26 protein-coding genes, 2 tRNA genes and 1 riboswitch are annotated in these 25,442 nt (G+C 63.5%); of the genes, 17 read left to right on the forward strand and 11 right to left on the reverse strand.

Going from position 1 to position 25,442, the window contains the following annotated elements; genetic code table 11:
- The first annotated feature begins 77 nt into the window (after positions 1–77).
- From BJN45_RS05740 to msrA, 6 genes are all read left to right on the forward strand, one after another.
- Positions 78–1,295 (forward strand): MFS transporter, encoded by a 1,218-nt coding sequence (locus BJN45_RS05740; protein WP_076093023.1) that lies wholly within the window; start codon positions 78–80, stop codon positions 1,293–1,295.
- 28 nt (positions 1,296–1,323) lie between these two features.
- Entirely contained in the window at positions 1,324–1,752 is a 429-nt protein-coding gene (locus BJN45_RS05745) for a PaaI family thioesterase (protein ID WP_076094111.1), read from the forward strand.
- 82 nt (positions 1,753–1,834) lie between these two features.
- Positions 1,835–2,035: riboswitch (cobalamin riboswitch) on the forward strand.
- 161 nt (positions 2,036–2,196) lie between these two features.
- Positions 2,197–4,980, forward strand: a complete 2,784-nt coding sequence (locus BJN45_RS05750) for a ribonucleoside-diphosphate reductase subunit alpha (protein WP_076093025.1) — start codon at positions 2,197–2,199, stop codon at positions 4,978–4,980.
- Between the two features lie 30 nt (positions 4,981–5,010).
- The gene (locus BJN45_RS17755) at positions 5,011–6,636 is read left to right on the forward strand and encodes an adenosylcobinamide amidohydrolase (RefSeq protein ID WP_170873036.1); all 1,626 of its coding nucleotides are present in this window, start codon (positions 5,011–5,013) and stop codon (positions 6,634–6,636) included.
- A gap of 54 nt (positions 6,637–6,690) precedes the next feature.
- Positions 6,691–7,824, forward strand: coding sequence for a ribonucleotide-diphosphate reductase subunit beta (locus tag BJN45_RS05765; protein WP_076093027.1), 1,134 nt, complete (start codon positions 6,691–6,693; stop codon positions 7,822–7,824).
- 173 nt (positions 7,825–7,997) lie between these two features.
- Positions 7,998–9,311, forward strand: coding sequence for a peptide-methionine (S)-S-oxide reductase MsrA (msrA, locus tag BJN45_RS05770; protein ID WP_205750548.1), 1,314 nt, complete (start codon positions 7,998–8,000; stop codon positions 9,309–9,311).
- 32 nt (positions 9,312–9,343) lie between these two features.
- Here the strand turns inward: msrA and BJN45_RS05775 are convergent, their stop codons facing one another.
- Both BJN45_RS05775 and BJN45_RS05780 read right to left on the reverse strand, forming a co-directional pair.
- Positions 9,344–9,544, reverse strand: a complete 201-nt coding sequence (locus tag BJN45_RS05775; protein WP_076093029.1) for a hypothetical protein — start codon at positions 9,542–9,544, stop codon at positions 9,344–9,346.
- Positions 9,545–9,691: 147 nt separating this feature from the next.
- Entirely contained in the window at positions 9,692–10,156 is a 465-nt protein-coding gene (locus BJN45_RS05780; RefSeq protein WP_076093031.1) for a CreA family protein, read from the reverse strand.
- A gap of 131 nt (positions 10,157–10,287) precedes the next feature.
- Between BJN45_RS05780 and BJN45_RS05785 the strand changes: the two genes are divergently transcribed.
- Positions 10,288–11,214 carry a GGDEF domain-containing protein gene (locus BJN45_RS05785; RefSeq protein ID WP_205750549.1) on the forward strand — a complete coding sequence of 309 codons (927 nt, stop codon included), beginning with the start codon at positions 10,288–10,290 and terminating at the stop codon, positions 11,212–11,214.
- Here the strand turns inward: BJN45_RS05785 and BJN45_RS05790 are convergent, their stop codons facing one another.
- From BJN45_RS05790 to BJN45_RS05800, 3 genes are all read right to left on the reverse strand, one after another.
- Positions 11,215–11,661: a nucleoside 2-deoxyribosyltransferase gene (locus BJN45_RS05790; RefSeq protein ID WP_076093035.1), complete on the reverse strand. Its 447-nt coding sequence runs from the start codon at positions 11,659–11,661 to the stop codon at positions 11,215–11,217. It lies immediately after the preceding gene.
- A complete protein-coding gene (locus BJN45_RS05795) occupies positions 11,658–12,251 on the reverse strand; it encodes a CYTH domain-containing protein (RefSeq protein WP_076093037.1) in 594 nt (197 codons plus the stop codon). The genes BJN45_RS05790 and BJN45_RS05795 overlap by 4 nt, the downstream gene beginning before the upstream one ends.
- 68 nt (positions 12,252–12,319) lie before the next feature.
- Complete coding sequence (locus BJN45_RS05800; RefSeq protein WP_170873037.1) at positions 12,320–13,633, reverse strand: alpha/beta hydrolase; 1,314 nt, start codon at positions 13,631–13,633, stop codon at positions 12,320–12,322.
- 389 nt (positions 13,634–14,022) lie between these two features.
- On the opposite strand from BJN45_RS05800, the gene BJN45_RS05805 reads away from it, so the two are divergent.
- The 3 genes from BJN45_RS05805 (at position 14,023) to BJN45_RS05810 (ending at position 14,962) form a co-directional block, all read left to right on the forward strand.
- Positions 14,023–14,226, forward strand: a complete 204-nt coding sequence (locus BJN45_RS05805; protein ID WP_076093039.1) for a cold-shock protein — start codon at positions 14,023–14,025, stop codon at positions 14,224–14,226.
- A gap of 128 nt (positions 14,227–14,354) precedes the next feature.
- Entirely contained in the window at positions 14,355–14,531 is a 177-nt protein-coding gene (locus BJN45_RS17760; protein ID WP_170873038.1) for a hypothetical protein, read from the forward strand.
- 68 nt (positions 14,532–14,599) lie between these two features.
- Entirely contained in the window at positions 14,600–14,962 is a 363-nt protein-coding gene (locus BJN45_RS05810) for a hypothetical protein (protein ID WP_076094119.1), read from the forward strand.
- 109 nt (positions 14,963–15,071) lie between these two features.
- Here the strand turns inward: BJN45_RS05810 and BJN45_RS05815 are convergent, their stop codons facing one another.
- Both BJN45_RS05815 and BJN45_RS05820 read right to left on the reverse strand, forming a co-directional pair.
- Positions 15,072–15,542 (reverse strand): cupin domain-containing protein, encoded by a 471-nt coding sequence (locus BJN45_RS05815; RefSeq protein WP_076093041.1) that lies wholly within the window; start codon positions 15,540–15,542, stop codon positions 15,072–15,074.
- A gap of 209 nt (positions 15,543–15,751) precedes the next feature.
- Positions 15,752–16,060, reverse strand: a complete 309-nt coding sequence (locus BJN45_RS05820; protein WP_139326301.1) for a hypothetical protein — start codon at positions 16,058–16,060, stop codon at positions 15,752–15,754.
- A 264-nt stretch (positions 16,061–16,324) separates the two neighbouring features.
- Between BJN45_RS05820 and BJN45_RS05825 the strand changes: the two genes are divergently transcribed.
- The 3 genes from BJN45_RS05825 (at position 16,325) to BJN45_RS05835 (ending at position 17,974) form a co-directional block, all read left to right on the forward strand.
- Positions 16,325–16,400: transfer RNA gene (locus tag BJN45_RS05825), tRNA-Gly, on the forward strand.
- A 12-nt stretch (positions 16,401–16,412) separates the two neighbouring features.
- A tRNA-Val gene (locus tag BJN45_RS05830) sits at positions 16,413–16,489 on the forward strand.
- 72 nt (positions 16,490–16,561) lie between these two features.
- Positions 16,562–17,974, forward strand: coding sequence for a PLP-dependent aminotransferase family protein (locus BJN45_RS05835; protein WP_076093045.1), 1,413 nt, complete (start codon positions 16,562–16,564; stop codon positions 17,972–17,974).
- Here BJN45_RS05835 and BJN45_RS05840 read toward each other — a convergent pair.
- Together BJN45_RS05840 and BJN45_RS05845 are read right to left on the reverse strand one after the other, a co-directional pair.
- Positions 17,969–18,277, reverse strand: coding sequence for a hypothetical protein (locus tag BJN45_RS05840; protein ID WP_076093047.1), 309 nt, complete (start codon positions 18,275–18,277; stop codon positions 17,969–17,971). The two genes, BJN45_RS05835 and BJN45_RS05840, sit on opposite strands and share 6 nt — an antisense overlap.
- 3 nt (positions 18,278–18,280) lie before the next feature.
- Positions 18,281–18,877: a cytochrome c oxidase subunit 3 family protein gene (locus tag BJN45_RS05845; RefSeq protein ID WP_076094121.1), complete on the reverse strand. Its 597-nt coding sequence runs from the start codon at positions 18,875–18,877 to the stop codon at positions 18,281–18,283.
- Positions 18,878–19,085: 208 nt separating this feature from the next.
- Between BJN45_RS05845 and ccoG the strand changes: the two genes are divergently transcribed.
- The gene (gene ccoG / locus BJN45_RS05850; RefSeq protein ID WP_076093049.1) at positions 19,086–20,477 is read left to right on the forward strand and encodes a cytochrome c oxidase accessory protein CcoG; all 1,392 of its coding nucleotides are present in this window, start codon (positions 19,086–19,088) and stop codon (positions 20,475–20,477) included.
- Positions 20,474–20,692: a hypothetical protein gene (locus BJN45_RS05855; protein ID WP_076093051.1), complete on the forward strand. Its 219-nt coding sequence runs from the start codon at positions 20,474–20,476 to the stop codon at positions 20,690–20,692. The genes ccoG and BJN45_RS05855 overlap by 4 nt, the downstream gene beginning before the upstream one ends.
- A gap of 5 nt (positions 20,693–20,697) precedes the next feature.
- On the opposite strand, the gene BJN45_RS05860 is transcribed toward BJN45_RS05855, so the two are convergent.
- Positions 20,698–21,330, reverse strand: a complete 633-nt coding sequence (locus tag BJN45_RS05860) for a GNAT family N-acetyltransferase (protein WP_076093053.1) — start codon at positions 21,328–21,330, stop codon at positions 20,698–20,700.
- A gap of 13 nt (positions 21,331–21,343) precedes the next feature.
- Positions 21,344–22,216: a hypothetical protein gene (locus tag BJN45_RS05865; RefSeq protein ID WP_076093055.1), complete on the reverse strand. Its 873-nt coding sequence runs from the start codon at positions 22,214–22,216 to the stop codon at positions 21,344–21,346.
- A gap of 489 nt (positions 22,217–22,705) precedes the next feature.
- Here BJN45_RS05865 and BJN45_RS05870 point away from each other — a divergent pair, with 489 nt between their 5' ends.
- On the forward strand, positions 22,706–24,049 hold the full coding sequence (locus BJN45_RS05870; RefSeq protein ID WP_076093057.1) for a dicarboxylate/amino acid:cation symporter: 1,344 nt from the start codon (positions 22,706–22,708) through the stop codon (positions 24,047–24,049).
- 132 nt (positions 24,050–24,181) lie between these two features.
- Positions 24,182–25,435: a PP2C family protein-serine/threonine phosphatase gene (locus BJN45_RS05875; RefSeq protein ID WP_076093059.1), complete on the forward strand. Its 1,254-nt coding sequence runs from the start codon at positions 24,182–24,184 to the stop codon at positions 25,433–25,435.
- The last annotated feature ends 7 nt before the right edge of the window (positions 25,436–25,442 follow it).

Genomic DNA, 25,442 nt, shown 5'->3' on the forward strand with positions numbered 1-25,442 from the left:
TATTTCATTGCGTAAATAATATCAGTTGTCATGTGGCGCTCACGCCAGAAATAATCCGGCGTAACAAGGAGAATGAGATGTTCAGATCGTTGCAACGCCCCGACGTGCTACTGGTGACGCTTGCCGCTGCCGGCATCCTGATGGTGACCATGGGGACGCGCCAGTCCTTCGGTTTGCTCATCGCCCCGATGGATGCTTCAACCGGCTTCGGCGTGGCCTCCATCAGTTTCGCACTGGCCATCGGACAGTTTGCCTGGGGCGCTGTCCAGCCGGTTGCCGGCGCGGTGGCCGATCGTTACGGTCCGCGTCCGGTGCTGGCGGCGGGTCTGCTGATCCTGGCCGTGGGCTGTGCGGTGACACCTTTCGTGCAAGGGGCTTTCGGTTTGGCACTGACCTTTGGTTTACTGGCTTCGATGGGGTCCGGTGCCGGCAGTTTTTCGGTGTTGATTGGTGCGGCGGCCCAGCGTTTGCCGATCGAGTCGCGTGGCACCGCATCGGGCGTGATCAATGCAGGTGGTTCCTTTGGCCAGTTCATTTTTGCGCCGATCACGCAAAAGCTGATCCAGACTGTCGGCTGGGTAGGCAGTTTGTGGACGATGGCGATCATATCGCTGGCGACGCTGCCTCTGGTCTTCAAGCTGACCGGCAAGGCTGCTGCGCCGCACCCGCAGGTCGAGGGTGACAATGGTTTGCGTCATGCTGTCGTCACGGCGATGAAGGACCGAAGCTATTTGTTGTTGCATGCAGGGTTTTTTACCTGTGGCTTTCATATCGCTTTTCTCGTTACCCACCTGCCCGGCGAGGTCAACCTGTGCGGGCTGCCGCCATCGGTGGCTAGTTGGTCGCTGGCGATCATCGGTCTGACCAACATTTTCGGCAGCCTCTATGCCGGTGCCTGTATCGCCAAATACCGCAGCAAGTACGTTCTGGCGATGATGTACGGCTCGCGCGCAGTGCTGATCGCGCTCTACCTGATGGCACCGCGCACCGACATGACCTTTTACCTGTTCGCCGCTGGCCTTGGCTTCACATGGCTGGCGACAGTGCCGCCGACGGCTGCCATCGTCAGCAAACTCTTCGGTACCCGCTATCTCGGTACGCTATTCGGCTTGACGCTGCTGTCGCACCAGATCGGTGGCTTCCTTGGCGCCTGGCTGGGTGGGGTGACGATCTCGCAATTCGGCGATTTTGGCTGGATGTGGTATGCCGACATGCTGCTGGCGGCTGCCGCTGCGCTGATCAACCTGCCGATCCGCGAGGCACCGGTGGTTCGCCCGGTAGTGCAGGCCGCATGAAACACACGACCCAATGGAGACAAAAAAGATGAGCAAGTTACGTCAGGAAATCAGGATTGATGCCCTCAATGAACGTGGACAGGAATACCTGCCAGGCTATCTGGGCATCGAAGTGACCGAATTGAGTGAGAACCGCTTGCTAAGCCGGATGCCTGTCCGCAAGCTGCATATCGCACCGAATGATTTTCTGCACGCGGCCAGTATTGTCGCGCTGGCAGATACCAGTTGCGGCTACGCGACGATCGCCCACCTGCCGGCGGGGGCGCAGTCATTCACGACAATCGAACTGAAGAGCAATCATCTCGGTACCGTCACCGAGGGCGTCGTCGCCTGCGTTGCCACGGCACAGCACCTTGGGCGTACGACTCAGGTATGGGATGCCGTTGTCACCGACGAGGCCAGCGGGCGCAAGCTGGCGCTGTTTCGGTGCACGCAGATGATCTTGTGGCCGAAGTGATTTTTCACTACATATAGTCGTTGAGCGTAATATTTTTACTGCATGTAGTGATCGCTTGTTGACCGTTGCTAGCCGGTCCGCATAAACTCCGAGCCATTGAAGGTTCCCCGCAAGGGGATTGAAAGGGAATCCGGTGCCAGGTCTTTGACCTGAATTCCGGGGCTGCCCCCGCAACTGTAATCGGCGAGCGTTTCGCCAACTCATGCCACTGGATGCGTCCGGGAAGGCGGGTGAAACGCGTTGAGCCGAGAGCCAGGAGACCTGCCTCAATGTGTCCTTTTCATTGATTTTGGGGCGGGGTGTCCCTGACGAGAGGTTGTTGCGTGGTTTCCTGCTGTTGCCTCGTCGTATCGCGTGTCTGCCGGGTGGTTTCCGGTGGTGTCGGTACGCGTCTGCCGGCCGCGCAAGTTCCCGGTTCTCCGCCCCCCGATACGGAGAATCGCCTTGTCACCCACCGCTCAGTCCGTCGTTCACGTTCATTCCGCTGCTAACGAGTTTGCGATTGCCGCGCTGCAGGTTATCCGTCGCAACGGCGCGCTCGTCGCTTTCGATGCCGACAAGATCGCCGTCGCGCTGAGCAAGGCCTTTCTCGCTGTCGAAGGCAGTCAGAGCGCGGTGTCGTCGCGCATCCGCGAGGTCGTTGCCCGGCTGACGCAGACTGTCGTCCGTTCTCTGACGCGGCGTATGCCCGATGGCGGCACGGTGCATATCGAGGACATCCAGGACCAGGTCGAACTGGCGCTGATGCGCGCTGGCGAGCACGACGTGGCGCGGGCCTACGTGCTCTATCGCGAACGCCGTGCGGCCGAGCGGGCGGCCAGCCAGATCGAGGAAATCAGCGTTGCCGAACTGCATGTGCTCGACAACGGCGTGCGCCTGCCGCTCGACCGCGCACTGCTGCTGAAGAATTGCGAAGCCGCCTGCTTCGGTCTCGGCGATGTGGTGTCGGCCAGGACGATCTATGAAAGTGCCCTGAAGAACCTCTACGACGGCGTTCCGCTGGCCGACGTCTACCAGGCGCTGATCCTCGCCGCGCGCACGCTGGTCGAGCGCGAGCCGGCCTACAACCAGGTCACCGCCCGCCTGTTGCTGGCCAGCCTGGGCCGCGAAGTGCTCGGCCGGGCGGTGACGCTAGACGAGCTTTCATCGGTCAACGCCGAATATCTGCCCGTTTTCATCAAGCAGGGCATTGCCGCCGAACTGCTCGACCCGCGTCTCGCCAGCTACGACCTGCCGCGCCTCGCTGCCGCCCTGAAACCCGAGCGCGACCTGCAGTTCGGCTATCTCGGCCTGCAGACGCTGTACGACCGTTACTTCCTGCACATCGAAGGCCGTCGCATCGAACTGCCGCAGATTTTCTTCATGCGTGTCGCGATGGGCCTGGCGCTCAACGAAATCGACCGCGAAGCGCGCGCCATCGAGTTCTACGACCTGATTTCCAGCTTCGATTTCATGTGTTCGACGCCGACGCTGTTCAACAGCGGCACGCTGCATTCGCAATTGTCGTCGTGTTATCTGACGACGGTGGCCGACGATCTCGAGGGCATCTACCAGTCGATCAAGGAAAACGCCCTGTTGCAGAAATACGCCGGCGGCCTCGGCAACGACTGGACGCCGGTGCGTTCGCTGGGCAGCCGGATCAAGGGCACCAACGGCCAGAGCCAGGGCGTCATTCCTTTCCTGAAAGTGGTCAACGACACGGCGGTCGCCGTGAACCAGGGCGGCAAACGCAAGGGCGCGGTCTGTGCCTATCTCGAAACCTGGCACCTCGACATCGAGGAATTCCTCGACCTGCGCAAGAACACCGGCGACGAGCGCCGCCGCACGCACGACATGAACACCGCCAACTGGATTCCCGACCTGTTCATGCAACGCGTCATGGAAAACGCTGAATGGACGCTGTTCTCACCGGTCGACGTGCCCGATCTGCACGAAAAGTTCGGTGCTGCCTTTGCAGCGGCTTACGTTGGCTACGAGGCTCAGGCCGCTGCCGGGCAACTCAAGCTGCACAAGAAAATCCCGGCCGTGCAACTGTGGCGCAAGATGCTGACCATGCTGTTCGAAACCGGCCATCCGTGGATCACCTTCAAGGATGCCTGCAACCTGCGCTCGCCGCAGCAGCATGTCGGCGTCGTGCATTCGTCCAACCTGTGCACCGAGATCACGCTCAATACCTCGGATGCTGAAACCGCCGTCTGCAACCTCGGCTCGGTCAATCTGCTGGCGCACCTGAAGGACGGCCAGCTCGATCAGGAAAAGCTGGCGCGCACCGTGACCACCGCGCTGCGCATGCTCGACAACGTCGTCGACATCAATTTCTACGCGACGCCCAAGGCGCGCAACGCCAATTTGCGTCATCGTCCGGTCGGCCTCGGCATCATGGGTTTTGCCGATTGCCTGTACGAAATCGGCCTGCCGTACGCGTCGACCGCAGCAGTCGAGTTCGCCGACAAGACCATGGAAGCCGTCTGCTATCACGCCTACTGGGCTTCGAGCGAACTGGCCCGCGAGCGCGGCCGTTATTCGAGTTTCACCGGCAGCCTGTGGGATCAGGGCATTTTGCCGCTGGATTCGATCGGCTTGCTGGAGGCAGGGCGGGGCGGGCATCTGGAAGTTAACCGCGATGCCAGTCTGGACTGGGACGCTCTGCGCGAACGCATCGGCCGCTACGGCATGCGCAATTCCAACTGCGTGGCGATTGCACCGACGGCGACCATTTCCAACATCGTCGGCGTCTCGGCCAGCATCGAGCCGACTTACCAGAACATCTATGTCAAATCGAACCTCTCCGGCGAGTTCACCGTCGTCAACGACGCGCTGGTCCGCGACCTGAAAGCGCTCGACCTGTGGGACGAAGTGATGGTCTCCGACCTCAAGTACTTCGACGGCTCGCTGGCCCGCATCGAGCGCGTGCCGGAAGAGCTCAAGGCGCGCTACGCCACCGCCTTCGAGATCGACCCGGTGTGGCTGATCGAAGCGGCGGCGCGCCGGCAGAAATGGATAGACCAGGCGCAGTCGCTGAACCTCTATCTGGCGTTGCCTTCCGGCAAGAAACTCGACGAGATCTACAAACTGGCCTGGCTGCGCGGCTTGAAGACGACCTACTACCTGCGCACGCTGGGCGCCAGCCAGGCCGAGAAGGCGGGTGGGCGGGATGATGCCGTCGTGACGGAAGAGGCGCCGAAATTCTGTGCCATCGACGATCCCGAATGCGAAGCCTGCCAGTAAGCTTGCGGTTTTTCGCCTGACCGGAATCCGATGATGAAATCCAGATTGCTTCGTTACCTCGCCCAGGCTGCCTGCCTGTTGCTGGCCCTGCCTGCGCTGGCCGAAAGACCCGCCGTGCCGCTTCTGCCCGAAGCGGTGACGGCGAGTGCTGAACTCCTCTACGGCGAGCGCGACGGCTTCTGGGAGAAGACGCTGCTGGTCCGCTTCCCGACGCCGCGCCGCGCGCTGTCGACCAGCGATGGCCTGGTCGACGCCCGCGCCGCGATCAACCACGCCGGGCATCCGCTGCTCTGGGTCAAGCTCGGCGCCGCCGGCAAGGCCTACAGCGAGGGCGTGCGCGATGCGCTGGCCGACCGGCTGGGCGTCGCCCACGCGGCGGTGGCGCAGATGGCGACGGCTGCCGACATGGACAACCTGGCCGTTGTCACGCGCAGCCACGGCCCGCTGATTGTCACCGTGCTGGCCACCGCCGGCGCTCGCAGCAATGCGATCCGCACCGGCGTCGACAGCGGCAGCCATATCGAAGGCCTCGATGAGGACGGCAAGCCGGCCGGCACCATCAACATCCTGGTGCTGACCAACATCGAACTCAGCGACGCGGCGCTGGCCCGCGCGCTGATCACCGTCACCGAAGGCAAGACGGCGGCGCTCGAAGACCTCAAGGTGGAAAGCACCTACACCCCGGGCGTGCAGGCGACCGGCACTGGTACCGACAGCATCATCGTCGTTTCCGGCACGGCGGCGCCGCGCGCCAGTTACACCGGCGGCCACAGCCGCATCGGCGAGCTGATCGGCAAGGCCGCCCACGCCGCGGTGATCGAAGCGCTGGGCAAGCAGAACGGCTATTTCCTGCCCGGCGCCAAACGTTTCCCCGATGCCGCCGGCGGCCCGGCCAAGGCCGCCGGCGACCTGCGCATCGCCTTGCTCCACCTCGACCCGGTGCCCGGCGACATCGCCGGCAACCGCGCCCGCATTGAGGCCGGCATCCGCGCTGCGGCACGCCAGGGCGCCGACTGGGTGGTGACGCCGGAACTGGCCGAAACCGGCTACAACTTCGCCAAGCGCGTTGGTACCGACTGGATCGCGCCTTTCCCCGATGCCTGGATGCACACGCTGGCGGCGATTGCCCGCGACAACGGCATCGCACTCTTCGTTGGCTTCGCCGAGCGCGAGAAGGGTAGCGGCAGGCTGCACAACAGCGTCGCCGCCATCGATCGCGCCGGCAACATCCTCGGCGCCTACCGCAAGCAGCGCCCGGTCGGCCGCGCCGAGGCGTGGTCGGTGGCCGGCGGTGACGGCCGGCCGTTTACCGTCGACGGCATCCAGGTCGGCACGCTGATCTGCGCCGACGCCTGGCGTCCTGACACCGCCGCCCAGCTCGCCGGACGCGGCGCCCAGATACTGCTGTCGCCAGCCAACTGGCCGCCGGTCGACGGCATGGGCCCGGGCGACGTCTGGGAACAGCGCAGCCGGGAAACCGGCCTGCCGCTGATCGCCGTCAATCGCGGCGGCAAGGAACCCGAACTCGATTTCTCGACCGGCGTCAGCGCCGTGTCGGTCGATGGCCAACGGCTGTTCAGCTTCAGCGCGCCGGCCGGTGGCATTTTTTACGTGGACTGGGATCGCCGTCAGCGCTTCCGTGAAGTCCGTCCCTGAACCAGCGGGCCGTCGGCACTACCGGGCGTCCCATTTCTCGTGGAGTAGCACAACATGAACGCAGCCTTCCGTTTCGACGACTGGGAGACGCCCGCCCAGGAAAACCCGGTGCCCGCTGTTGCGGTCGACGCCGGAAAACCGGCAAAAACCGCGGTTGACCGCAACATTCCCGCGACACCGTCGCTGGCGCCGATCAACGCCGCCGACAAGCGCATCGTCAATGGCAAGGCCGATATCAACCAGCTGGCGCCGTTCAAGTACCCCTGGGCCTGGGAGTTTTTCCTCAAGGCCAACCGCAACCACTGGACGCCGCTCGAAATCAGCATGGCGCAGGACGTGCACGACTACCACCACAAGCTCAGCCCGGCCGAGCGCCACGTTTTCGAGAACGTGCTGGCCTACCTGACCACTTCCGACATCCTGGCCATGCGCAACATCGGTCTGGCGGTGATGGAGAAGATGACCGCGCCCGAACTGCAGATCTACCAGGCCCGCCAGGTTTATGAAGAAGCGCTGCACACCTGGACCTACCAGCACTGCATCGAAAGCATCGGTCTCGACCAGCAGGAAATCTACAACCGCTACCGCGTCGTGCCCGAAATCCACGGCAAGATCGCGCTCGCCAACCGCCGGCTGGAGCGCGTCATGCGCGCCGACTTCGACCTGGAAAACCGCGCCAACCTGCACGAATTCGCGCTGTCCTATTTCTTCTTCGCGGTGATCTTCGAAGGCTGCTGGTTCTACAACGGCTTCACGCCGATCTTCGCGCTGCAACGGCGCGGCCTGATGAAGGGCGCCGCCGAGCAGCTGCAGTACATCATGCGCGACGAAGTCCTGCACTGCGCCTTCGGCATCCGCGTCGTGCGCGAACTGCTCAAGGAAGAAAACCTGACGCTCGACCCGCAGGCGCTGCGCGAACTGTGGGACGAAGCCGAAGCCGCCGAGCGCGCCTACGCCGGTTACATCCTGCGCGAACCGATCCTTGGCTACAACGCCGAACTGCACGTCCAGCAATTCTGTTTTGTCGCCAACCGGCGGGCCAGACAGGTCGGTGTCGAGGAACCTTTCCCAGGCGCCGAAAACGTGCTGCCCTGGCTCGACGAGCAGGCCAATCTGCGCAAGGAGAAGAATTTCTTCGAGACGCGGGTCACCGAGTACCAGACGGGCGGGGCGCTGGCCTGGGATTGACGTATCGTGTCGGCTGTAAGGAATCGACTGCTTCGCCGACTAACGGGAACCACTGAGCATCCTGTCAGTCCACCCCGGAGCAGCGGTAGCGGCGAGTCGCAGTGATTCGACCGCTATCCCGTGCCAGCGAAAGGCAAGCAATGTCACCCCGTAAACTCATTCAAGGATTGATCTTGACCCTATCCAGCAGTTTTCTGATCGCCGGCTGTTCCGACGGCGAGGCCGCCGCCAAGGCTGCCAAGCCGGTGATGCCGGCCGTTACCGACAGCGTCGTGCTCGGCATGGGCTGTTTCTGGGGCGCCGAGCGGCGCATGGCGGCCATTCCCGGCGTGCTCGATGTCGAAAGCGGCTACGCCAACGGCGAGATCGCCGGTACCTACGATGCGGTGCTGGCTCACGAAAAGATGCTGCAATGGGGCAAGACGACCCAGCGCAACCACGCCGAAGTGGTCAAGGTCACCTTCGACCCGGCCAAGGTCGATCTGGAAAAGGTGCTGATCCAGTTCTGGGAAAGCCATAACCCGACGCAGGGCAACCGTCAGGGCAACGATGTCGGCACCAATTACCGCAGCGCCGTCTATACCAACAGCGATGCCCAGCAGGCCGTTGCGCTGAAGACCCGTGACGTCTACCAGGGCGCGCTGAAGGCCGCCGGTCATGGCGCCATCACCACCGAAATCGCGCCGCTGCAAAAGTATTTCACGGCCGAGGAATACCACCAGGATTACCTGGTCAAGAATCCGAACGGCTATTGCGGCCTCGGCGGTACCGGCGTCAAGTACCCGGTTGCCGGCGCCAGCACGGCGATGCCGCAAGCTGCAGCGAAGGCGCCGCGACTCGAAGCCAAGGCGCTCAACTTCGAACGCCAGCTGATCGTTTTCGAGAGCGACGATTGCGCCTTCTGTCGCAAATTCAAGGCCGACGTGCTCGATCACTGGCAGTCGCCGGTCGCCGTTGCCCGCACGCTGAACCCGGAACCGCCGGTCGGCTGGGCGCTGGAAAAGGCACTGTTCGCGACGCCGACCATCGTGCTCTTCGAAAAGGGCAAGGAAGTCTCGCGCTACACCGGCTACAACGGCGAAAAACCCCGCTTCTGGCAATGGCTCGGGTTCCACCTGCTGACGCCGGCACAACAGAAGATCGCCTTCGAGCAGGGCACCGAACGTCCCGGCACCGGTTCACATCTTGATGAAAAACGCCCCGGAACCTTCGTCGACCCCATCACTGGCGCGGCGCTGTTCCGCAGCGACACCAAGTTCGAGAGCGGCACCGGCTGGCCCAGCTTCTTCAATCCATTACCCGGCGCGATTACCGAGCATGTCGACGTCGGCCACGGCATGCGCCGCGTTGAAGTGCGCAGCGCCAGTTCCGGCATCCACCTCGGCCACGTTTTTGACGACGGCCCGCCGCCGACCGGCAAGCGCTACTGCATCAATGGCAATGTGCTGAAGTTCGTACCGGATAGCGACAAAAAAGCGGGCAAATAAACTGCGCGGCAGGTAAATCGGACAGCCAGGCTTCAAACCCTGACTGTCGCGTTTGCGACACCGCCAGTCAGGCAGGCGAAGCGCGATGGCAGCTTGCCCGGCAGCTGCCAGCCGAACAGCAGTTCCTCGGCGTCATCGACGCTGGCGCCGGTGCACAGGATCTGTTCGGACAGGTTCGCAAACGCGGCGAGGCGTATCCAGAACATCGTTTCTTCGTTGAGTTCGCCATTCATGCTGTCCTCCCGGTCCGGTTCTGTACCTGCCTTGTTTCACGCAAGTATTGTTCCATCCGCAGGAAAGCCCTCAGTGGCTCGCCGGCGCGGCAGGGCAGCACCCATCGGGTGCGTCGCGGGCACCCGATGGGTGCGCAAATACCTCGCTCAGGGCGCCCGGTTCGCCGGCCAGGGCTGGACCGGCACCGTCGATATCGCGTTGCTCGGCGCGCCGGCAATGATCTTGCGGCTGATGCCGAGATAGACCAGGACCTTGCGTTTGGCGTCGTAAAGACGGTGAATCTGCGTTTCCTTGAATAGCAGCGAGGTGTCTTCGCTGAACACGACCTCCCGCGTCGGCAGCTTTTCCGGCACGACGATCGGACCGATCTGGCGGCAGGCGATGGAAAACTGCGAAGGGTCCTCGGCCAGCCCGAGGCTGCCCTTGATGCCGCCGGTGCGGGCCTGGCTGACATGGCAGGTGACGCCGGGAATCTTCGGATCGTCGTAGGCATAGACGCAGACGCGGTGATTGGCACCGATCAGTTTCCATTCGGTGGTCGTGCAACCGATTTCCTCAGCGGCTGCCGGCAGGGCGAAGGCAGCAAGAAGCAGGACGGGCAGGAGGCGCATGATGATTTCCGGTGTGATGGCGACAACTGGAGTGTACTGCGCCGAGGGCCCTGGCGGTCTGTGTCCTGACGGGCGATTTCGTTCTTGGTTCGATAGCGCACAGACCGCTTGTCGAACTGCCGGCTAGTCTGATGGTGGGCCGGTTCGCCCGGATTCCACCCGGCTGCGGCGAGCTTGCTTCACCGAACATCAGGAGCCATGAAGCCATGACAAACAATCCACCCGCGCCGTCCTTGAAAACCCCTCGCTCCGCCGATTCGCTGACCCAGGTCTTGGGCAAGAGCGAGCGTGTCAGGGATATCGTCGAGGAATGCGCAGACGACCTGTCGTCGGTCAATACCGAACTGAAGCGCGAACTGCAGGACGGGGACGTTTCCCCCGGGGTTGAAAATGCCATCGAAAAAAGCGAGGCCGTCGAGACCAAGGTACAGGACGCATCCGAGGTCCTGTCGGCGGTCAATAGCGAGTTGAAGGAGGAGGTCAGGGAGCGGCATATCCTTGAGGCCCACCTGCTCAGCGTGAGCAAACAGGGCGACGACGCGCGCCACGCCTCGCTTCATGACCCTTTGACCGGCCTGCCCAACCGCGCATTGTTCAGCGATCGACTGGAACATGGGTTGGCCGTGGCCAACCGGAATGGCCTTCATTTTTCGGTGATGTTCCTGGATCTGGATGATTTCAAGATGATCAACGATACGTACGGGCACGACGTCGGCGATGTCGTGCTGCAAACGGTTGCCGGCCGGCTCAAGGAAACCACGCGGGACGATGACACGGTCTGCCGTTATGGTGGCGACGAATTCCTGTATATCCTGATGGGCGCCGAGAGCGAACACGACATTGCCACCGTCGCAGAAAAAATCATCAATGCGGTACAGGTGCCCTGTGCCATTCGGGTGCGGGACATCGACATCAGCCTGAGCATCAACCCGAGTATCGGCATCTCGGTCTTTCCCAAAGACGGCACGACGTCGGGGGCGCTCCTCGACATGGCCGACAAGGCCATGTACCGGGCAAAGCGCAGCAAGGCGGGCTATGCGTTTGCCAGTGCTGACTGATCAGTCGCCATCCAGCAGCGCCAGCGCATCGGTGAGCGATCCGCGCACGATCCGGCAGGGGATGCCGAGCATCAGGTTGATCGGCAGGCCGAAGTTTTCGATGCTCATGCCCTGGGCGTCGACGCTGCCGGCGAGTTTTTCAATCTGCGGGCGGTCGTCGTCAAGGTAGCCGATGACGGTTTTTTTGCTGGCGATGGCGTAGCCGACTTCAAAGGCCGTGCCCGAATCGGGTTCGCAGCCGCGGAACGGGTTCAGGTTGGCGATGACCGCATCGGCCTCTGCGATCAGCGCGATGTTGGCCCGGTAGATGCCGGCGGCCGTGGTCTCGGTGTTGTCGAGCGGGATCAGCGCGTGGTGGCCGTGCCGTTGCAGCAGCGCGCGGGCCTGTTCGGCCCAGGCCAGGGCATCGGGACGGAAAACGTCGGGGCCGGCGAGGTAGATCTTCATCCGCAGGTTTCCGTGGCGGCAAGGTCGCTGCTGGCTTGTTCGCAGCATGACAACTGGCCGAAGTAGCGGCAGCAGCAGGCCGCCTGGGTGGCCGGGACGAGGCCTTCCGCGAGCCACCACCGGCTGTCGGGCGTGCCGTCGATCATGGCCAGGGCGAAGTTGCCGAAACGTTTGTCGTCGGTGACCTCGGCGCCCAGCCACGGCGGCAGTTCGAGCGGGTGGCTTTCCGCAGGCAGTTCGATTTCGGCGACGACAAGGCCGGCGTGCCGGCCCGCAAAAACGTCGATTTCCCAGGTCATGCCGGCGTGGTCGACGAGATGGCGCGTCTTGCAGACGATGCGCCCGCGGCAGTAGCGCCCGAGGATTTCCTCGGCGTCGCGCAGCGGGATCGGGTATTCGTATTCGTCGCGACTGAGGCCGTTGCTCGGACCTTTCAGCGTGATGAAGGCCTGTTCGGCGCGGATGCGCACCCGCGTGGTCATCGCCTCGGGCTCCTTGGCGACATACCCCTGAACGATGATTTCACCGGGCGTTTCCGAGAGATCAGGGAGTTGGGCGAGCAGGAATTTGCGTTCGATTTCGATTGCCATGGGTGTTGCTGCTGTCTTGCGCGAAGGCAGACATTTAAGCACAAGCCGGCCGGTTCTACGGTTGTCGTTTACTTCCGTTCAGCCACGATCTTCATGATCCAGCTCGCGCTGTCTTCAATCAGGCCGGCATCGACCTGGCCTGAGCTCAGGTATTCGTCGGGTGTGCTCCGGCCGCTGCCGGCGATGCCGAGATGGTTGAGCGCGGAATAGCGCTTCAGCGTCGCCCGTGGATCGTCGGCGAAGGCGTCGCGCCATGTCTGCCAGTCGGTGTCGGTTACCTGGTAATCGCGGCCGCCGTGCAGTATCAGCAGCGGGATTTTTGCCTGTTTTGCCTCGTCGACCGCAAGAATGTCGTCCAGGCTGCGCCAGTAGGTGGCGGGCAGTTGCAGCGGGGCTTCGGCGCGGGGCGGGTTGTCGCCCTGGCGGATGCGGGCCAGACCCTGCGCGATCTGATCGATGGTCTTTTGCTCGTCGGCGCTGGTGTTGCCATCCATCGCCGCAATGCGCCCGAGTTGCTCGATCAGCGCGCTGCCGACTGGCCGGGCCGGCGCCGCCCACAGGATGGCGCCGGCGGCTATGCCGGCACGGCGGGCGATACGCGGCGCCAGCATGCCGCCCTGGCTGTGGCCGAAGATGAAGACCGGGCCGATTCCCGGCGTGCCAGCGAGCAGCTGCAGCGCGGCGACGGCATCGTCGGTGGTTTCGTCGTCGACGCTGAAATCGCCGGCGTAGTCGCCGGGACGGACACGGCTGCGTTTCTCGTAACGCAGCACGGCGATGCCGCGCGCGGCCAGGCCATGCGCCAGATCGCGGAAGGGTCGGTTGGGGCCGATGCTTTCGTCCCGGTCATGCGGGCCGGAACCGTGGACCAGCACCACGCCGGGGAACGGCCCCGGGCCGTTCGGACGGGTCAGCGTGGCCGGCAGGCTGCCGCGTTGCAGCGGCACGTCGAACGCGGTTTCGGCAAAACGTGCGTTCTTCACCAGCGGTGCCGGGCTGTCGTCCGGCAGCAGCATGAAGCTGCCGATCTGCTGCTGGCTGTTGATCGTGATTTCGGCGACCAGCATCGCCTGTTCGAATTCCAGCCCGATGCGCACCTTGTAGCCGCTGAGGAATTCCTCATCAACCGGCCGGCCACGCCGCAGCGGCTGACCGTACAGCGCCGGCAGCGACGCCCAGAAGACATGAAGGCGCCCGGCCGGCAACGCCTCGACCAGGCGTGGCGTAAACATCGCCGTGGCTTCGCTGTAGCGGCCGGCATCGAGGTAATCCAGCAGTTCAATGGCGCGCTGGCGGGCAGCGTCGTCGGCACTCGCGCCGGTACTCATGACGATGAGGCAGATGCCGGCAAGGCGGCGGAACAGTTGGAACAGTCGATTCATCGTGTCGTTTCTTCCGGTGTGTCGTCGGCCGGGCAGGGCTCTTTCCTTCATGGCAAGCGCTGGATGGATATCATTGTGACATCCCAACACGGATTGGCCTCCCGGGCAAGGTGGGAAATATCCGCTGCGCAGGCGACTGAGGCTTGGCCGGAAATTGGGGGAGTTTTGCGGTCGACCGTGAAAATGGGCGAAAACCAATTCTTGAGAGATTCAGTTTGCTATATAGCGCCATGCCGCGTATCGTGCACTGCAGCGATTTCTGGTTGTGTAGTTATTTTGTTGGTCTAGTACCCGCGTTTGTGCGGCGCCATTCCCCCATTTTTGCCTCGCCCTCTTGATCTCGCCCCATCCAGGGGCATTCCGCCCCGTAATTTTCGGAGATTAAAGATATGGCAACAGGTAGCGTAAAGTGGTTTAACGATTCCAAGGGTTTTGGCTTCATTTCACCTGAAGACGGCGGCGAAGATCTCTTCGCTCACTTTTCCGCAATTCAATCCAATGGTTTCAAGACGCTGGCTGAAGGCCAGCGGGTGAGCTTCGACATCACCACCGGCCCCAAGGGCAAACAAGCAAGCAACATTCAGATCGCCTGATTCTGCAGGCGTTCTCGCTGACCGCCGCATCGGCGTAACTGTCAGCTACTTCATGCCGGCACGCATTGCCGGCATGAAGTACCCGGATCGGCGTCTGTCGATGTCCGGGCAAACCTAGAAAAGAATAAATGAACATAGAAAAGCAACGCGCCCTGGCGGAACGCCTGTGCGCCGAGTCGGGTATTTCCGTCCTGCCCTACGGCAATGCTTGGTGGCTACTGGGCCGGGGTATCAACCGGGTGGTTGGCGAACTGGCCGGACTTTCCCACTCGGACCTTCAGCGCCATCAATTAATCGAGCGATGAGACGCTAGCGGCGGGCCGGTAGCATCAGGACCCGGCCGTTTCAAAACGACACGGAGAACAGCATGACCATGATCAACACCATTCAGCGTAACCAGCTCAAGACCTTTTACTACACCCCGGTACATTGCCCTTTCTGTGGCACCCGGGTGATGGGTGCCGACCCGGTAGACGAAACCTTGATCACAGCCTGTATTCATACCCTGTTTATCGCCCATGACATGGCTTTTGAGTACCGTTCCGAGCGATTCGACAGGAACCTGTGCCTCAACGGCCTGAGCGAAATGGAAGTCGAAGAGCGGTGGCTGAGGGAAACCGACGGCATCGACGGCCTCACCAACCAAGTCACCCTGGCTGATGCGATCAAGGTTGCCGCCTATGCGCCGGCACCGTCGGCCTATGGTTCCTACTACGGGTTCGCGCCGATTGAATAACCGGTTATCCGAGCAGACGGAAATCTAGCCCCGCTCAGCGGTCACAGCGCGTGAGGCCGCTTTCTGGCCGATCTTTAGCCGCCCCCGGTCAAGCCGGTTTCGGCCGGGGTTACCTCTCCAGCGTTGCGTTGGCCGAACCTTCCGCACCGACATACACGGCCAGAAGCTTGACGACACCACTACCTAGATTCATGCCGCGATGTGGCACATTCATCGCTTCGACTACTGCATCGCCCTGGCGGAAGGTTTTCACACCTTTTTCACCGTAATCGACGGTGAGTTCGCCTTCGAGAATGTAGGCTACTAGCGGTACCTGGTGGCGATGAAAGCCGGCTTGGGAGTTGGGGGCAATCGTCACCACGGCAACGGTGATCTTGGGCGCACCGGTGGTAGGGTATTGAATCTTTTCGCCGACAACGGTCTCACCAGTGACGAGCAATTCGCGCACTGGATAGTAGCCTTCATCACGCGCTAGAGCAGCGGTGCTCAGCAAAGCCAGCAGCGAGATACCGACCGTCAGTTGCTGAGCGAGATAGCAGACTTTTTTGCCGCTCCCGCCGGCAACTGTGTTGATATGCATACACTGTTCCTCTGGCAAATCGGGAATGTCGCAAGGGTATCACGATGCGAAACCGGCAATCGAGGTACATAGCGAGAGAGTTTTCACACAGCCTCGCCGATCAGGAGTCAGTGGGCTACGAAACCCAAAGGCCCGTTGTCAGTCTGTTGTTGCCTGACAGGGATTACGGACGAAACGCGACGTTCTCCGGAAACTGTCCAAAAGCCAATTCAAACGCGAGAAATCGGGCGCACGACCAGGACGTTCTTCCCCTGCACTGGGGTCCCCATGTATTCCAGGCCGACTTCTTCCACGGAGGCGAGCGCCAGTTCCACGCGGCCTGGATAGCGGTTCAGGAAGCGCTCAATGGCTTCGCCTTCGTCGCATCCTCGCTGAAACTTCCAGAATCCCGCGACACAGGTTTCGGATGTGGGGCCGAACACGCTCAGGACGGCCCAGCCCTGGTGCGGGTTCCTGACCGTGTAATCGCTCATCGACTCCAGATGGGCGAGATCAGCAAGTTCTGAAAGTAAAGACATGGTTGCTCCGTGACCCCTTTTCGGGGTTTTCGACTGAAGTGCGTTGATGTTTCGCGGCTGCGCAGCTTACCCGAGCCAAGCGTACTTCGCCTGTCCGCGATGTCGGCAAGCCTTGCGCCATTTCCCGGTTTTTGCGGATTTTTACGGTCGACCGCAAAATTCCCCGATTTTTCCCGTCAAAATTTTGTCGACGCCCACCCACGAAGGGTCTTGGCAATTTTTCCCGAATCCGTATAATGCGCGGCTCTTGAAGCACACAAGAATGCGGCAGTAGCTCAGTTGGTAGAGCGATACCTTGCCAAGGTATAGGTCGAGAGTTCGAGACTCTTCTGCCGCTCCAGATTTTCAGCGTGCGTCCTTAGCTCAGTTGGTTAGAGCGCCACGTTGACATCGTGGAGGTCGATGGTTCGAATCCGTCAGGACGCACCACGCAGCCAGTGCATTTCCGTAACTTGATCCAGGCGAAGGCCGGCGCTGGCCGGAACTGTTAACATCCGGCCCATGAGTCTCTACCAGGACATTGCGGCGCAGACGGAAAAGCTGATCAGCGACGGTGTGCTGCGTCCGGGCGATCGTCTGCCCTCGGTGCGCAAGGCGTGCCGCACGCACGCCATCAGCCCGATCACCGTTACCCAGGCTTATTACCTGCTCGAAAGTCGCGGGCTGATCGAGGCGCGGCCGAAATCCGGGTATTTCGTCCGGGCGCGTCTCGGCCAGAAACTGCCGGAGCCGATGATGACGCATCCGGCCGGCGGCGCGACCGAACTGCAGGTCAGCGACTTCATCTTCCAGATTCTCGACAGCGTGCGCGATCCCGGCATCGTGCCGCTCGGTTCCAGTTTTCCGGCGGCCGGACTGTTTCCCTTCGACAAGCTCGGGCGTTTTCTGGCCAACGCGGCGCGCCGGCTCGATCCGCAATCGACCTTGAGCGACCTGCCGCCGGGCAACGAGGAACTGCGTCGGCAGATAGCGTTGCGCTATCTGGCGCAGGGGGCGTCGGTGTCGCCGCAGGAGATCGTCGTTACCGCCGGCGCGATGGAAGGGCTGAACCTCTGCCTGCAGGCGGTGACCCGGCCGGGCGACCTGATCGCCATCGAGTCGCCGACTTTCTACGCCGGTCTGCAGGCGAGCGAACGGCTCGGTTTGCGCGTCATCGAAATTCCCAGCCATCCGCGCGAGGGCGTCAGCCTGTCGGCGCTGGAAGAAGCGCTGCGCCAGCATCCGGTCAAGGCCTGCCTGTTCATGCTCAATTTCGCCAACCCGACCGGCAGCCTGCTGGCCGATGCGCGCAAGAGGGAACTGCTCGGCCTGTTGCGTCGCTACCAGGTGCCGCTGATCGAGGACGATGTCTACGCCGAACTGCATTTCGACCGCCAGGCGCCGCTGTGCAGCAAGGCCGAGGATGGCGACGGGCTGGTCATGCATGTGTCGTCGTTTTCCAAATGCCTGGCGCCGGGTTACCGGCTTGGCTGGGTGGCGGCCGGGCGTTACGCCGAGGCGATCCGGCGGCAGAAGCTGTCGTTCAGTCTGGCGACCAGCGTACCGGTGCAGATCGCGCTCGCCGACTATCTGCGCCACGGCGGTTTCGACAGCCATCTGCGCCAGTTGCGGCGCAAGCTGGCCGAACAGGAGGCGGGGCTGGTGGCGGCGGTCGAGCAGCATTTCCCCGAGGGCACCCGGCTGGCCCGGCCGCAGGGCGGCTATTTCCTGTGGCTGGAACTGCCGCCCCGGGTCGATGCGCTGCGCCTGCACAAGGAGGCGCTGGCACTGGGCATCAGCGTGGCACCGGGGCCGATCTTCTCGGCCAAGCGCGAATTTCGCCACCACCTGCGCCTGAACTTCGGCCATCCCGATTCGGAAGCCCGGCAACAGGCGGTGGCAACGCTCGGCCGGCTGGTCGCGGCGCAGTCATAGCGTCGCCCAGCGGGCAAACTGCGGGCCGAAGAGGGCGATCAGGACCAGCGCAACCGGGGTGACCAGGATGAAGCCGTCGAGTACCCGGCGGATGAAAGGATGGGTCAGCCCGGATTCGATGAAATGGCGGCAGATCAGCCAGCCCTTCAGCCAGATGATGGCGGCCACCAGCCAGGGCAGCGCGGTGCTGCCGTGCAGCCAGTCGCCGAGGCCAGGGCTGAGCAGCGTCAGCACGACCAGCATCAGCCAGACGCCGGCCAGCGGCAGCAAGCGGGTCGAGGGAGTGCAGGGTGGTGTGTTCATGGTTCAGGCCAGGACGTAGAAAAACGGGAAGATGATCAGCCAGATGATGTCGGTGGCGTGCCAGTAGCTGGCCAGCGCTTCCAGCCCGGCGTGATCGCCGGCATCGTAGGCGCCGGCAAGGTGGCGGGCGAGTACCCAGAGCATGCCGAGGATGCCCCACATGGCATGGACCAGGTGGTTGAAGGTCAGGTAGTAATAGACCGTGAAGAAAATGCCCGCTTCGCCGTCGATGCCGTTGGCCAGGTTCCAGCGGATTTCCAGGAACTTGGCGACCGGATAGCCGAGGGCGACGACCAGCCCGGCGATCAGCCACCACAGCGACTGCCGCCGCTTGCCGGCGCGCATGCTGGCGACCGAGCAGGCGATGAGGAAACTGCTGCTGACCATCAGCAGCGTGATGCAGGTGCCGGCGAGGCGGGAGAGCTTTTCTGCGCCGGCCGAGAAGGCGTCGGGAAAATGGGCGCGGGCCACGAAATAGACGGCAAAGAGCACCAGGAACTCGACAAATTCGCAGCAGATGCCGACCCAGATCCCCTTGTTGCCGGGAATCCGCCCGCCGCTGTCCGCTGCTGGCTCACGCCCGCTTGCGGGGATGGTCATCTCCATGATTCCGCTACCTTCTCGTATTCGATGCCGCCATTGTTCCAGCACGGCAGATTAATCACAGGGACAGATGCGTGGATTTGCCCGCGGTACAGCCGTTGACCGCAAATAAATCTGTGCCTGTTGAAAATCGATCAAGCTGAAACTGTCCCTGTTTTCTCGCCGGTGCTCTACTGACGGGCATCAATCATCGAGGAACAGAAGCATGGGCAAGCCGGTCAGCAAGGTTCGCGAAGCGAAGCTGGAGTTGTATCGCAGGCAGGGAAAAATCCACGCCCGCGAGGTCGAAGGCCGGTTCAACCAGCTGCGCTGGGGCATGGTCTGGTTCACCCAGATCATTTTCTACGGCCTGTGCTGGCTGCCCTGGGAGAGCAACGGCGCGGTGCGCCAGGCGGTGCTGTTCGACATCGCGCACGAAAAACTCTATTTCTTCGACCTCGTGCTTTGGCCGCAGGACGCGCTGCTGCTGGCCTTCGCGCTGATCACCGCAGCCACCGCATTGTTCCTGACGACGGCGCTGGCCGGCCGGCTGTTCTGCGGCTTTGCCTGCCCGCAGACGGTATATACGATGATCTTCAGCTGGATCGAGGCGCGGGTCGAGGGCGATCACCTGGCCCGGCTGAAACTGGACCAGCGGCCGATGGATGCGCAGAAACTCGGGCTGCGGCTGCTGAAGCACGGCATCTGGGCGGTGCTGGCCGGGTGGACGGCAATCACCTTCGTCGGCTACTTCACGCCGATCCGCGAGTTGCTGCCGACCGTCGCGACGCTGAGCACCGGCCCCTGGGAAGCCTTCTGGCTGATCTTCTATGCTGCCTTCACCTACATCCAGGCCGGCCTGGCGCGCGAGGCGGTGTGCCAGCACATGTGCCCCTACTCGCGTTTCCAGGGCGTCATGTTCGATCCGGCGACGCGCAATGTCGCCTACGACCACCCGCGCGGCGAACCGCGCAGCCTGCGCCGTCAGGCCGGGACGACCGGCGACTGCATCGACTGCGGCATCTGCGTCGAGGTCTGCCCGACCGGCATCGATATCCGCGACGGGCTGCAATACCAGTGCATCAACTGCGGCCTGTGCATCGACGCCTGCGATCAGGTGATGGACAAGATCGGCGCCCCGCGCGGGCTGATCCGCTTCGCCTCGGAGAACGAACTGGCCGGCCGGGTGGCCGCACCGGGCATGCTGTGGCGGCCACGGCTGGCGGTCTACGCCGGCGTGCTGGTGGTGGTCGCCGGCCTCACGGCATGGACGCTCGACCAGCGCTCGCTGCTGCGCGTCGACGTGTTGCGCGACCGTGGCGCGCTCGCCCGCGAAACCGCCGATGGGCAGATCGAGAACGCCTACACGCTGAAGCTTGCCAACATCGCCGACCGGCCGCGTCGTTTCATTGTTACGGTCGACGGCCCGTTGACCCTGAAAATCGTCGGCGACAGCGAATTCGCCGTCGCCGCCGGCAGCCTGACGCCAGTCTCGATCACCGTCTCGGCCCCGGTCGGCGAACAGTTGCCCGGCATCGTCCCGATCCGCTTCGCGGTCGCTGCTGCCGACGACCCGGCGGTACGCGTCGGCGAGCGCAGCAGTTTCGCGTTGCGATGAAACTGCCCGACGAACTCGCGCCGCCGCTCTGGCTGCGCGCCGACGGCCGGCCGCTGGCCTGCGTCGAGAAGATCCGCGTGCTCGACGACAACTACCGCGAGCTGACGCAGATGCTGCGCGATGCGCTTGAAGACGGCATCCTGCTCGGGTGCGCCGAAAGCGGATTACGGGCGGCGCTGCACGATCTGGTCGACAGCGTCCGCCCGGGTTTTTGAAGGGCTCAGGCGTCGTCGTGGATGACGCCGGCCTGCCGCAGGTGCGCCGGCGTCCATCCGGTGCCGGCGAGGAACATCCGTGTCGTCAGCCGGTCGCGCACCGCGTCGTCGATCGTGCAACCGAGATCGTGGATGCGCTTGTCGCGGATCTCGATGTAATGCAGTGGCTGGCGGCGGCCGAGCGACTGCCACAGGGCAAAGGCGGCCGGCGACTGGCGGGCGCCGCTGACCAGGCAGATGCCCTGCGCCAGCGCCCAGGCGTAGACTGCGCTGGCGATGCCGCGTCCCTGCCAGGCCGGCGCGTACTTGGAATGCGGCGAACGGACGTGGCGGTCGCAACGCCGGTCGACCTCGATCAGCCGGTTGAAGACGGTGTAGCCGACAAGGCTGCCGCTGGCGCTGGCGACGACGTAGACAAAATGCTCGCCGTCGGCTTCGCGGTAGCGGAAATGCAGCCCGGGTAGCGGCGCCGGCTGGGTTGCGCAGTCGTACAGGCTGTCACCCGGCGTGCGCAGCCGCCGTTCGAGGGCGGCCAGCTCGGCTTCGAGGCTGGCCGGCGGCAGGTCGACATCGATGCGCAGTTCGGCCGTCGGCCAGAAAGCGAAGGACAGGCCGGGGAGGGCAAGGGCGTATGCCATGGCGATTCCTCCCTCAGCATGCGTCGCGGCCGATCCAGCAGCCGCTGATCAGCTGTGCCGGGCGGGCCGCCGCGCAGACGCGGGCGCTCTGTTTCCAGTCGGCGAGCGGAACGTCGAGCCCGGCGAAGATGCCGTAGCCGTTGCCGGCCCGGATCGTTTCGCCAGCCACCAGGCTTTCGCCGGTGCGGATCGTACCGCCGGCCTCGATGCCAGCGCCGGCACGGATGCCCCAGCCAGCTTCGAGGTGATGGCCAACGACGATCGCGGCAGCGGCGACGATGCCCTGGGCCGTTTTCAGGCCGGCTTCGGCCGTGATGCTGCCGCCGGCCTGCAGGCCTTTACGGCAGACCACGTCGCCGCCAGCCAGCAGGTCGAGGCCGACGCTGATGTTGTCGGCAGCTTCGAGGCGGGAGCCACAACGCAGATCCCAGTTGACCCGGATACGCCCGCCGCAGCGCAGCGGCCCGGCAGCCTCGACGCCCCAGCCGGCGCGCAGCTCGCCGCCGACATCGAGCTTGCCGCCGCAGCGGATACCGCCTTCGGCGCGCAGGTCTTCGCCGACCCGCAGCTCGCCATCGACACGGATGCCGCCGCCGGCACGCAAGCTGCGGCCGACGCGCAGCAGGCTGCCGGCCTCGACATTGCCGAGGACCTTGAGCGTACCGGCAAAGACAACAACCTCGGCGTCGAGTGCATCGACGACCCGCAAGGCGTCGGTCGGTCCGAACTGGTCGAGCAGCCAGCAGGCGTCGTCGCTGCGGCCGTCGGCGACGAGCGCGTCAAGCAGTTCCTGGTAATGACCCTGCTCGGCGTAATGCCGGACGAACCAGCGAAAACCGTCGGTGCAGGGGCGCTTTGCCTTGATCAGGCTCTTGGTGAGTTCCATGATGTCTCCACGATGACCTTGCGCCACCGAACCTGCGGGAACGGTGGCTGGATGGCAGTCGTGGCGGCAGTGGATGCCGTTTGCAAAGGGATTTGCGGCGTTGCCGCGGCCAGGACTGCACGTTGAACGGCGCGCCGGAGTGGGCGCCGGGCAAGGTGCCGTGCGGGGAGGCCGGGCTAGTGCCCTGGCCGCGCCCGCACGGCCATGGAAAGTACGGCGGGTGACCCCGTGACCTTGAAGGCGAGCTGCACGGACGCGCCACCACCTGCCGGGATCGGCATGCGGGCTGAGCGGGCGGTGCGGGCGTCGGACATTGGCGGGTGGCGGAAGAAGAAGCGCCGGGATTATAGACCATGGCCTGCTGGGATGACTGTGGTTAACCACAATTCGGAAAGCCACAATTCCGCAACAATCGCCTTGTCACCATACTCGCCGCCCATTGGCCGGGAATGGGTTCCCCGCCATGTCCAAAAACATCAGGGGGAAGCAGTGAAGAAGATATTCCAGAGCCTTTACGTCCAGGTGCTGATCGCGATCACGATCGGCGTTCTGCTCGGGCACTTCTATCCGGAAACCGGCGCGGCGATGAAGCCGCTGGGCGACGGTTTCATCAAGCTGATCAAGATGATCATCGCGCCGATCATCTTCTGCACCATCGTTGTCGGCATCGCCGGCATGGAAGACATGAAGAAGGTCGGCAAGACCGGTGGTCTGGCCGTGCTCTACTTCGAAATCGTCAGTTCCATCGCCCTGGTCATCGGCCTGGTCGTCGTCAATGTCTGGGCACCCGGCGTCGGCATGAACGTCGATCCGGCGACGCTCGACACCTCGGCCATCGACAAGTACGCGGCGCCCGGCCAGATGCAGACGACGACGCAGTTCCTGATGAACATCATCCCGACCAGTGTTGTCGATGCCTTCGCCAAGGGCGACATGCTGCAGGTGCTGTTCTTCTCGATCCTCTTCGGCTATGCACTGCACGCCTTTGGCGAACGCGGCAAGCCGGTGTTCGACTTCATCGAGCGTCTGTCGCACGTCTTCTTCCGCATCGTCGGCGTGATCATGAAGGTCGCCCCGGTCGGCGCCTTCGGTGCCATGGCCTACACCATCGGCAAGCACGGGCTCGGCAGCCTGGCCCAGCTGGCCAGCCTGATGGGCGCCTTTTACCTGACCTGCGTGCTGTTCGTCTTCGGTGTCCTCGGCTCGATTGCTGCCGCCCACGGCTTCTCGATCTGGAAGCTGATCAAGTACATCAAGGAAGAACTGTTCCTGGTGCTTGGCACCTCGTCGTCGGAGTCGGCGCTGCCGCGCCTGATGGCCAAGATGGAAAATGCCGGCGCGCAGAAGTCGGTGGTCGGTCTGGTCGTCCCCACCGGTTACTCGTTCAACCTCGACGGCACCTCGATCTACCTGACGATGGCTGCAGTCTTCATTGCCCAGGCGACCAACACGCCGATGGATCTCGGTCAGCAGATCACGCTGCTGCTGATCCTGCTGCTGACCTCGAAAGGCGCTGCCGGTGTCACCGGCAGCGGCTTCATTGTCCTCGCAGCGACGCTGTCGGCCGTTGGCACCGTACCGGTTGCCGGCCTGGCGCTGATCCTCGGCATCGACCGCTTCATGTCGGAAGCACGGGCGCTGACCAACTTCGTTGGCAACAGCGTCGCCACGCTGGTCGTCGCCAAGTGGTGCGGCGCGCTCGACCAGGAACGGATGAGCGCCGTGCTCAACAACGAAACGATCGACGAAGCCGATCACCCGGAACTGGTCCTCGACGATGCGCCGGCCCCGGACATCGCCCACACGCCGCAGCCAGCCACGGCCCATCACTGACTTGACGAATCTCCTCTGGCATCACGCCAATCTTGCCCCGCCGATTCCGGCGGGGTTTTTTTTGCCTTCGTGCCGGGCTTCGGATTACATTGCCGGGGAGCAATGATCCCTGCTGCCGGAGCCTGATCTGTCGTGAGTACCCCATCTTCCGCCCTGCTGCCCGATTCGGTCGGCGACATCCACTGGCTGGCCAGCATCAGCCAGGATTTTGCGGCGTCGCTGTCGATGGCGGAAACGCTGGACAACGCCATCGCCCAGATCATGGTGTACATGGAGGTCGAGGCGGCATCGATTTTTCTGCTCAATGCCGAAGCGACGACGCTGACCTGTCAGGCCTGTGCCGGCGCGGTCGATATTCGCGGCCTGTCGGTGGCGGCCGGGCAGGGGATCGTCGGGCGGGCGGTGAGTACCGGGCAGGCGCAGATGGTGCGCGATGTTGCGGTCGACGGTGATTTTTCGAAGAAAATCGACGAGCTGACCGGTTTCCAGACGCGTTCCATTCTGTGCGCGCCGTTGCAGGTCAAGGGGCGGATGCTGGGGGCGCTGGAGGTGATCAACAAGCGCGCCGCCAACGCCTGTTTCGACGATGCTGACCAGCAGTTGCTGCAGGCGCTGGCCGGTGTCGTTTCGCTGGCCGTGCACAATGCGCGCATGGCCGAGGCACTGGTCGAGCAGGAACGCCTGCGCCGCGAACTCGATCTGGCCCGCGAGATCCAGCGCGGCCTGCTGCCGCAAGCACCGATCGGCGAATTTCCGGTGTGCGGCATCAACCTGCCGGCGCTGGAAGTCTCCGGCGATTTCTACGATTTCTTTGCGCTGCCCGACGGCCGCATCGTCTGGGGCCTGGGCGACGTTTCCGGCAAGGGCATGAACGCGGCGCTGCTGATGGCCAAGACGATCAGCCTGTTCCGCTGTCTGGGCAAGCGCGAGGACGACATCGGCCGGCTGCTGGCAACGCTCAACGACGAGATTGCCGAGACGGCGCTGTACGGCATGTTCGTGACCATGGTGCTGGGTACCTTCGATCCGGCCAGCGGCGAAGTCCGGCTGGCCAACGCCGGCCACCAGCCGCCGCTGCTGCGCCATGCCGACGGCCGTTACGAGGAATTCGAGCTGGCCGGCCCACCGCTCGGCGTGCTGCCGGGCATGGGCTACGAGATCGTTTCCTTCCGGCTCGGCGACGGGCGCCTGTTCGTGTTCACCGACGGTGTCACCGAGGGTTATCGCGAAGACGGCACGATGCTGGGGCTGGACGGCTTGCAGGCCATTTTCGATGCCCACGCGCGGTCGACCGCAAGCGAGCAACTGGCGGCGGTGGCAGCGACCCTGCAAGCTGGCGGCCGGCGTTTGCGCGACGATCTGACCTTGCTGGCGATCGGTCGGTGAGGCCAGC

The organism is Azonexus hydrophilus (assembly GCF_001956855.1).
Taxonomy (GTDB): domain Bacteria; phylum Pseudomonadota; class Gammaproteobacteria; order Burkholderiales; family Rhodocyclaceae; genus Azonexus; species Azonexus hydrophilus_A.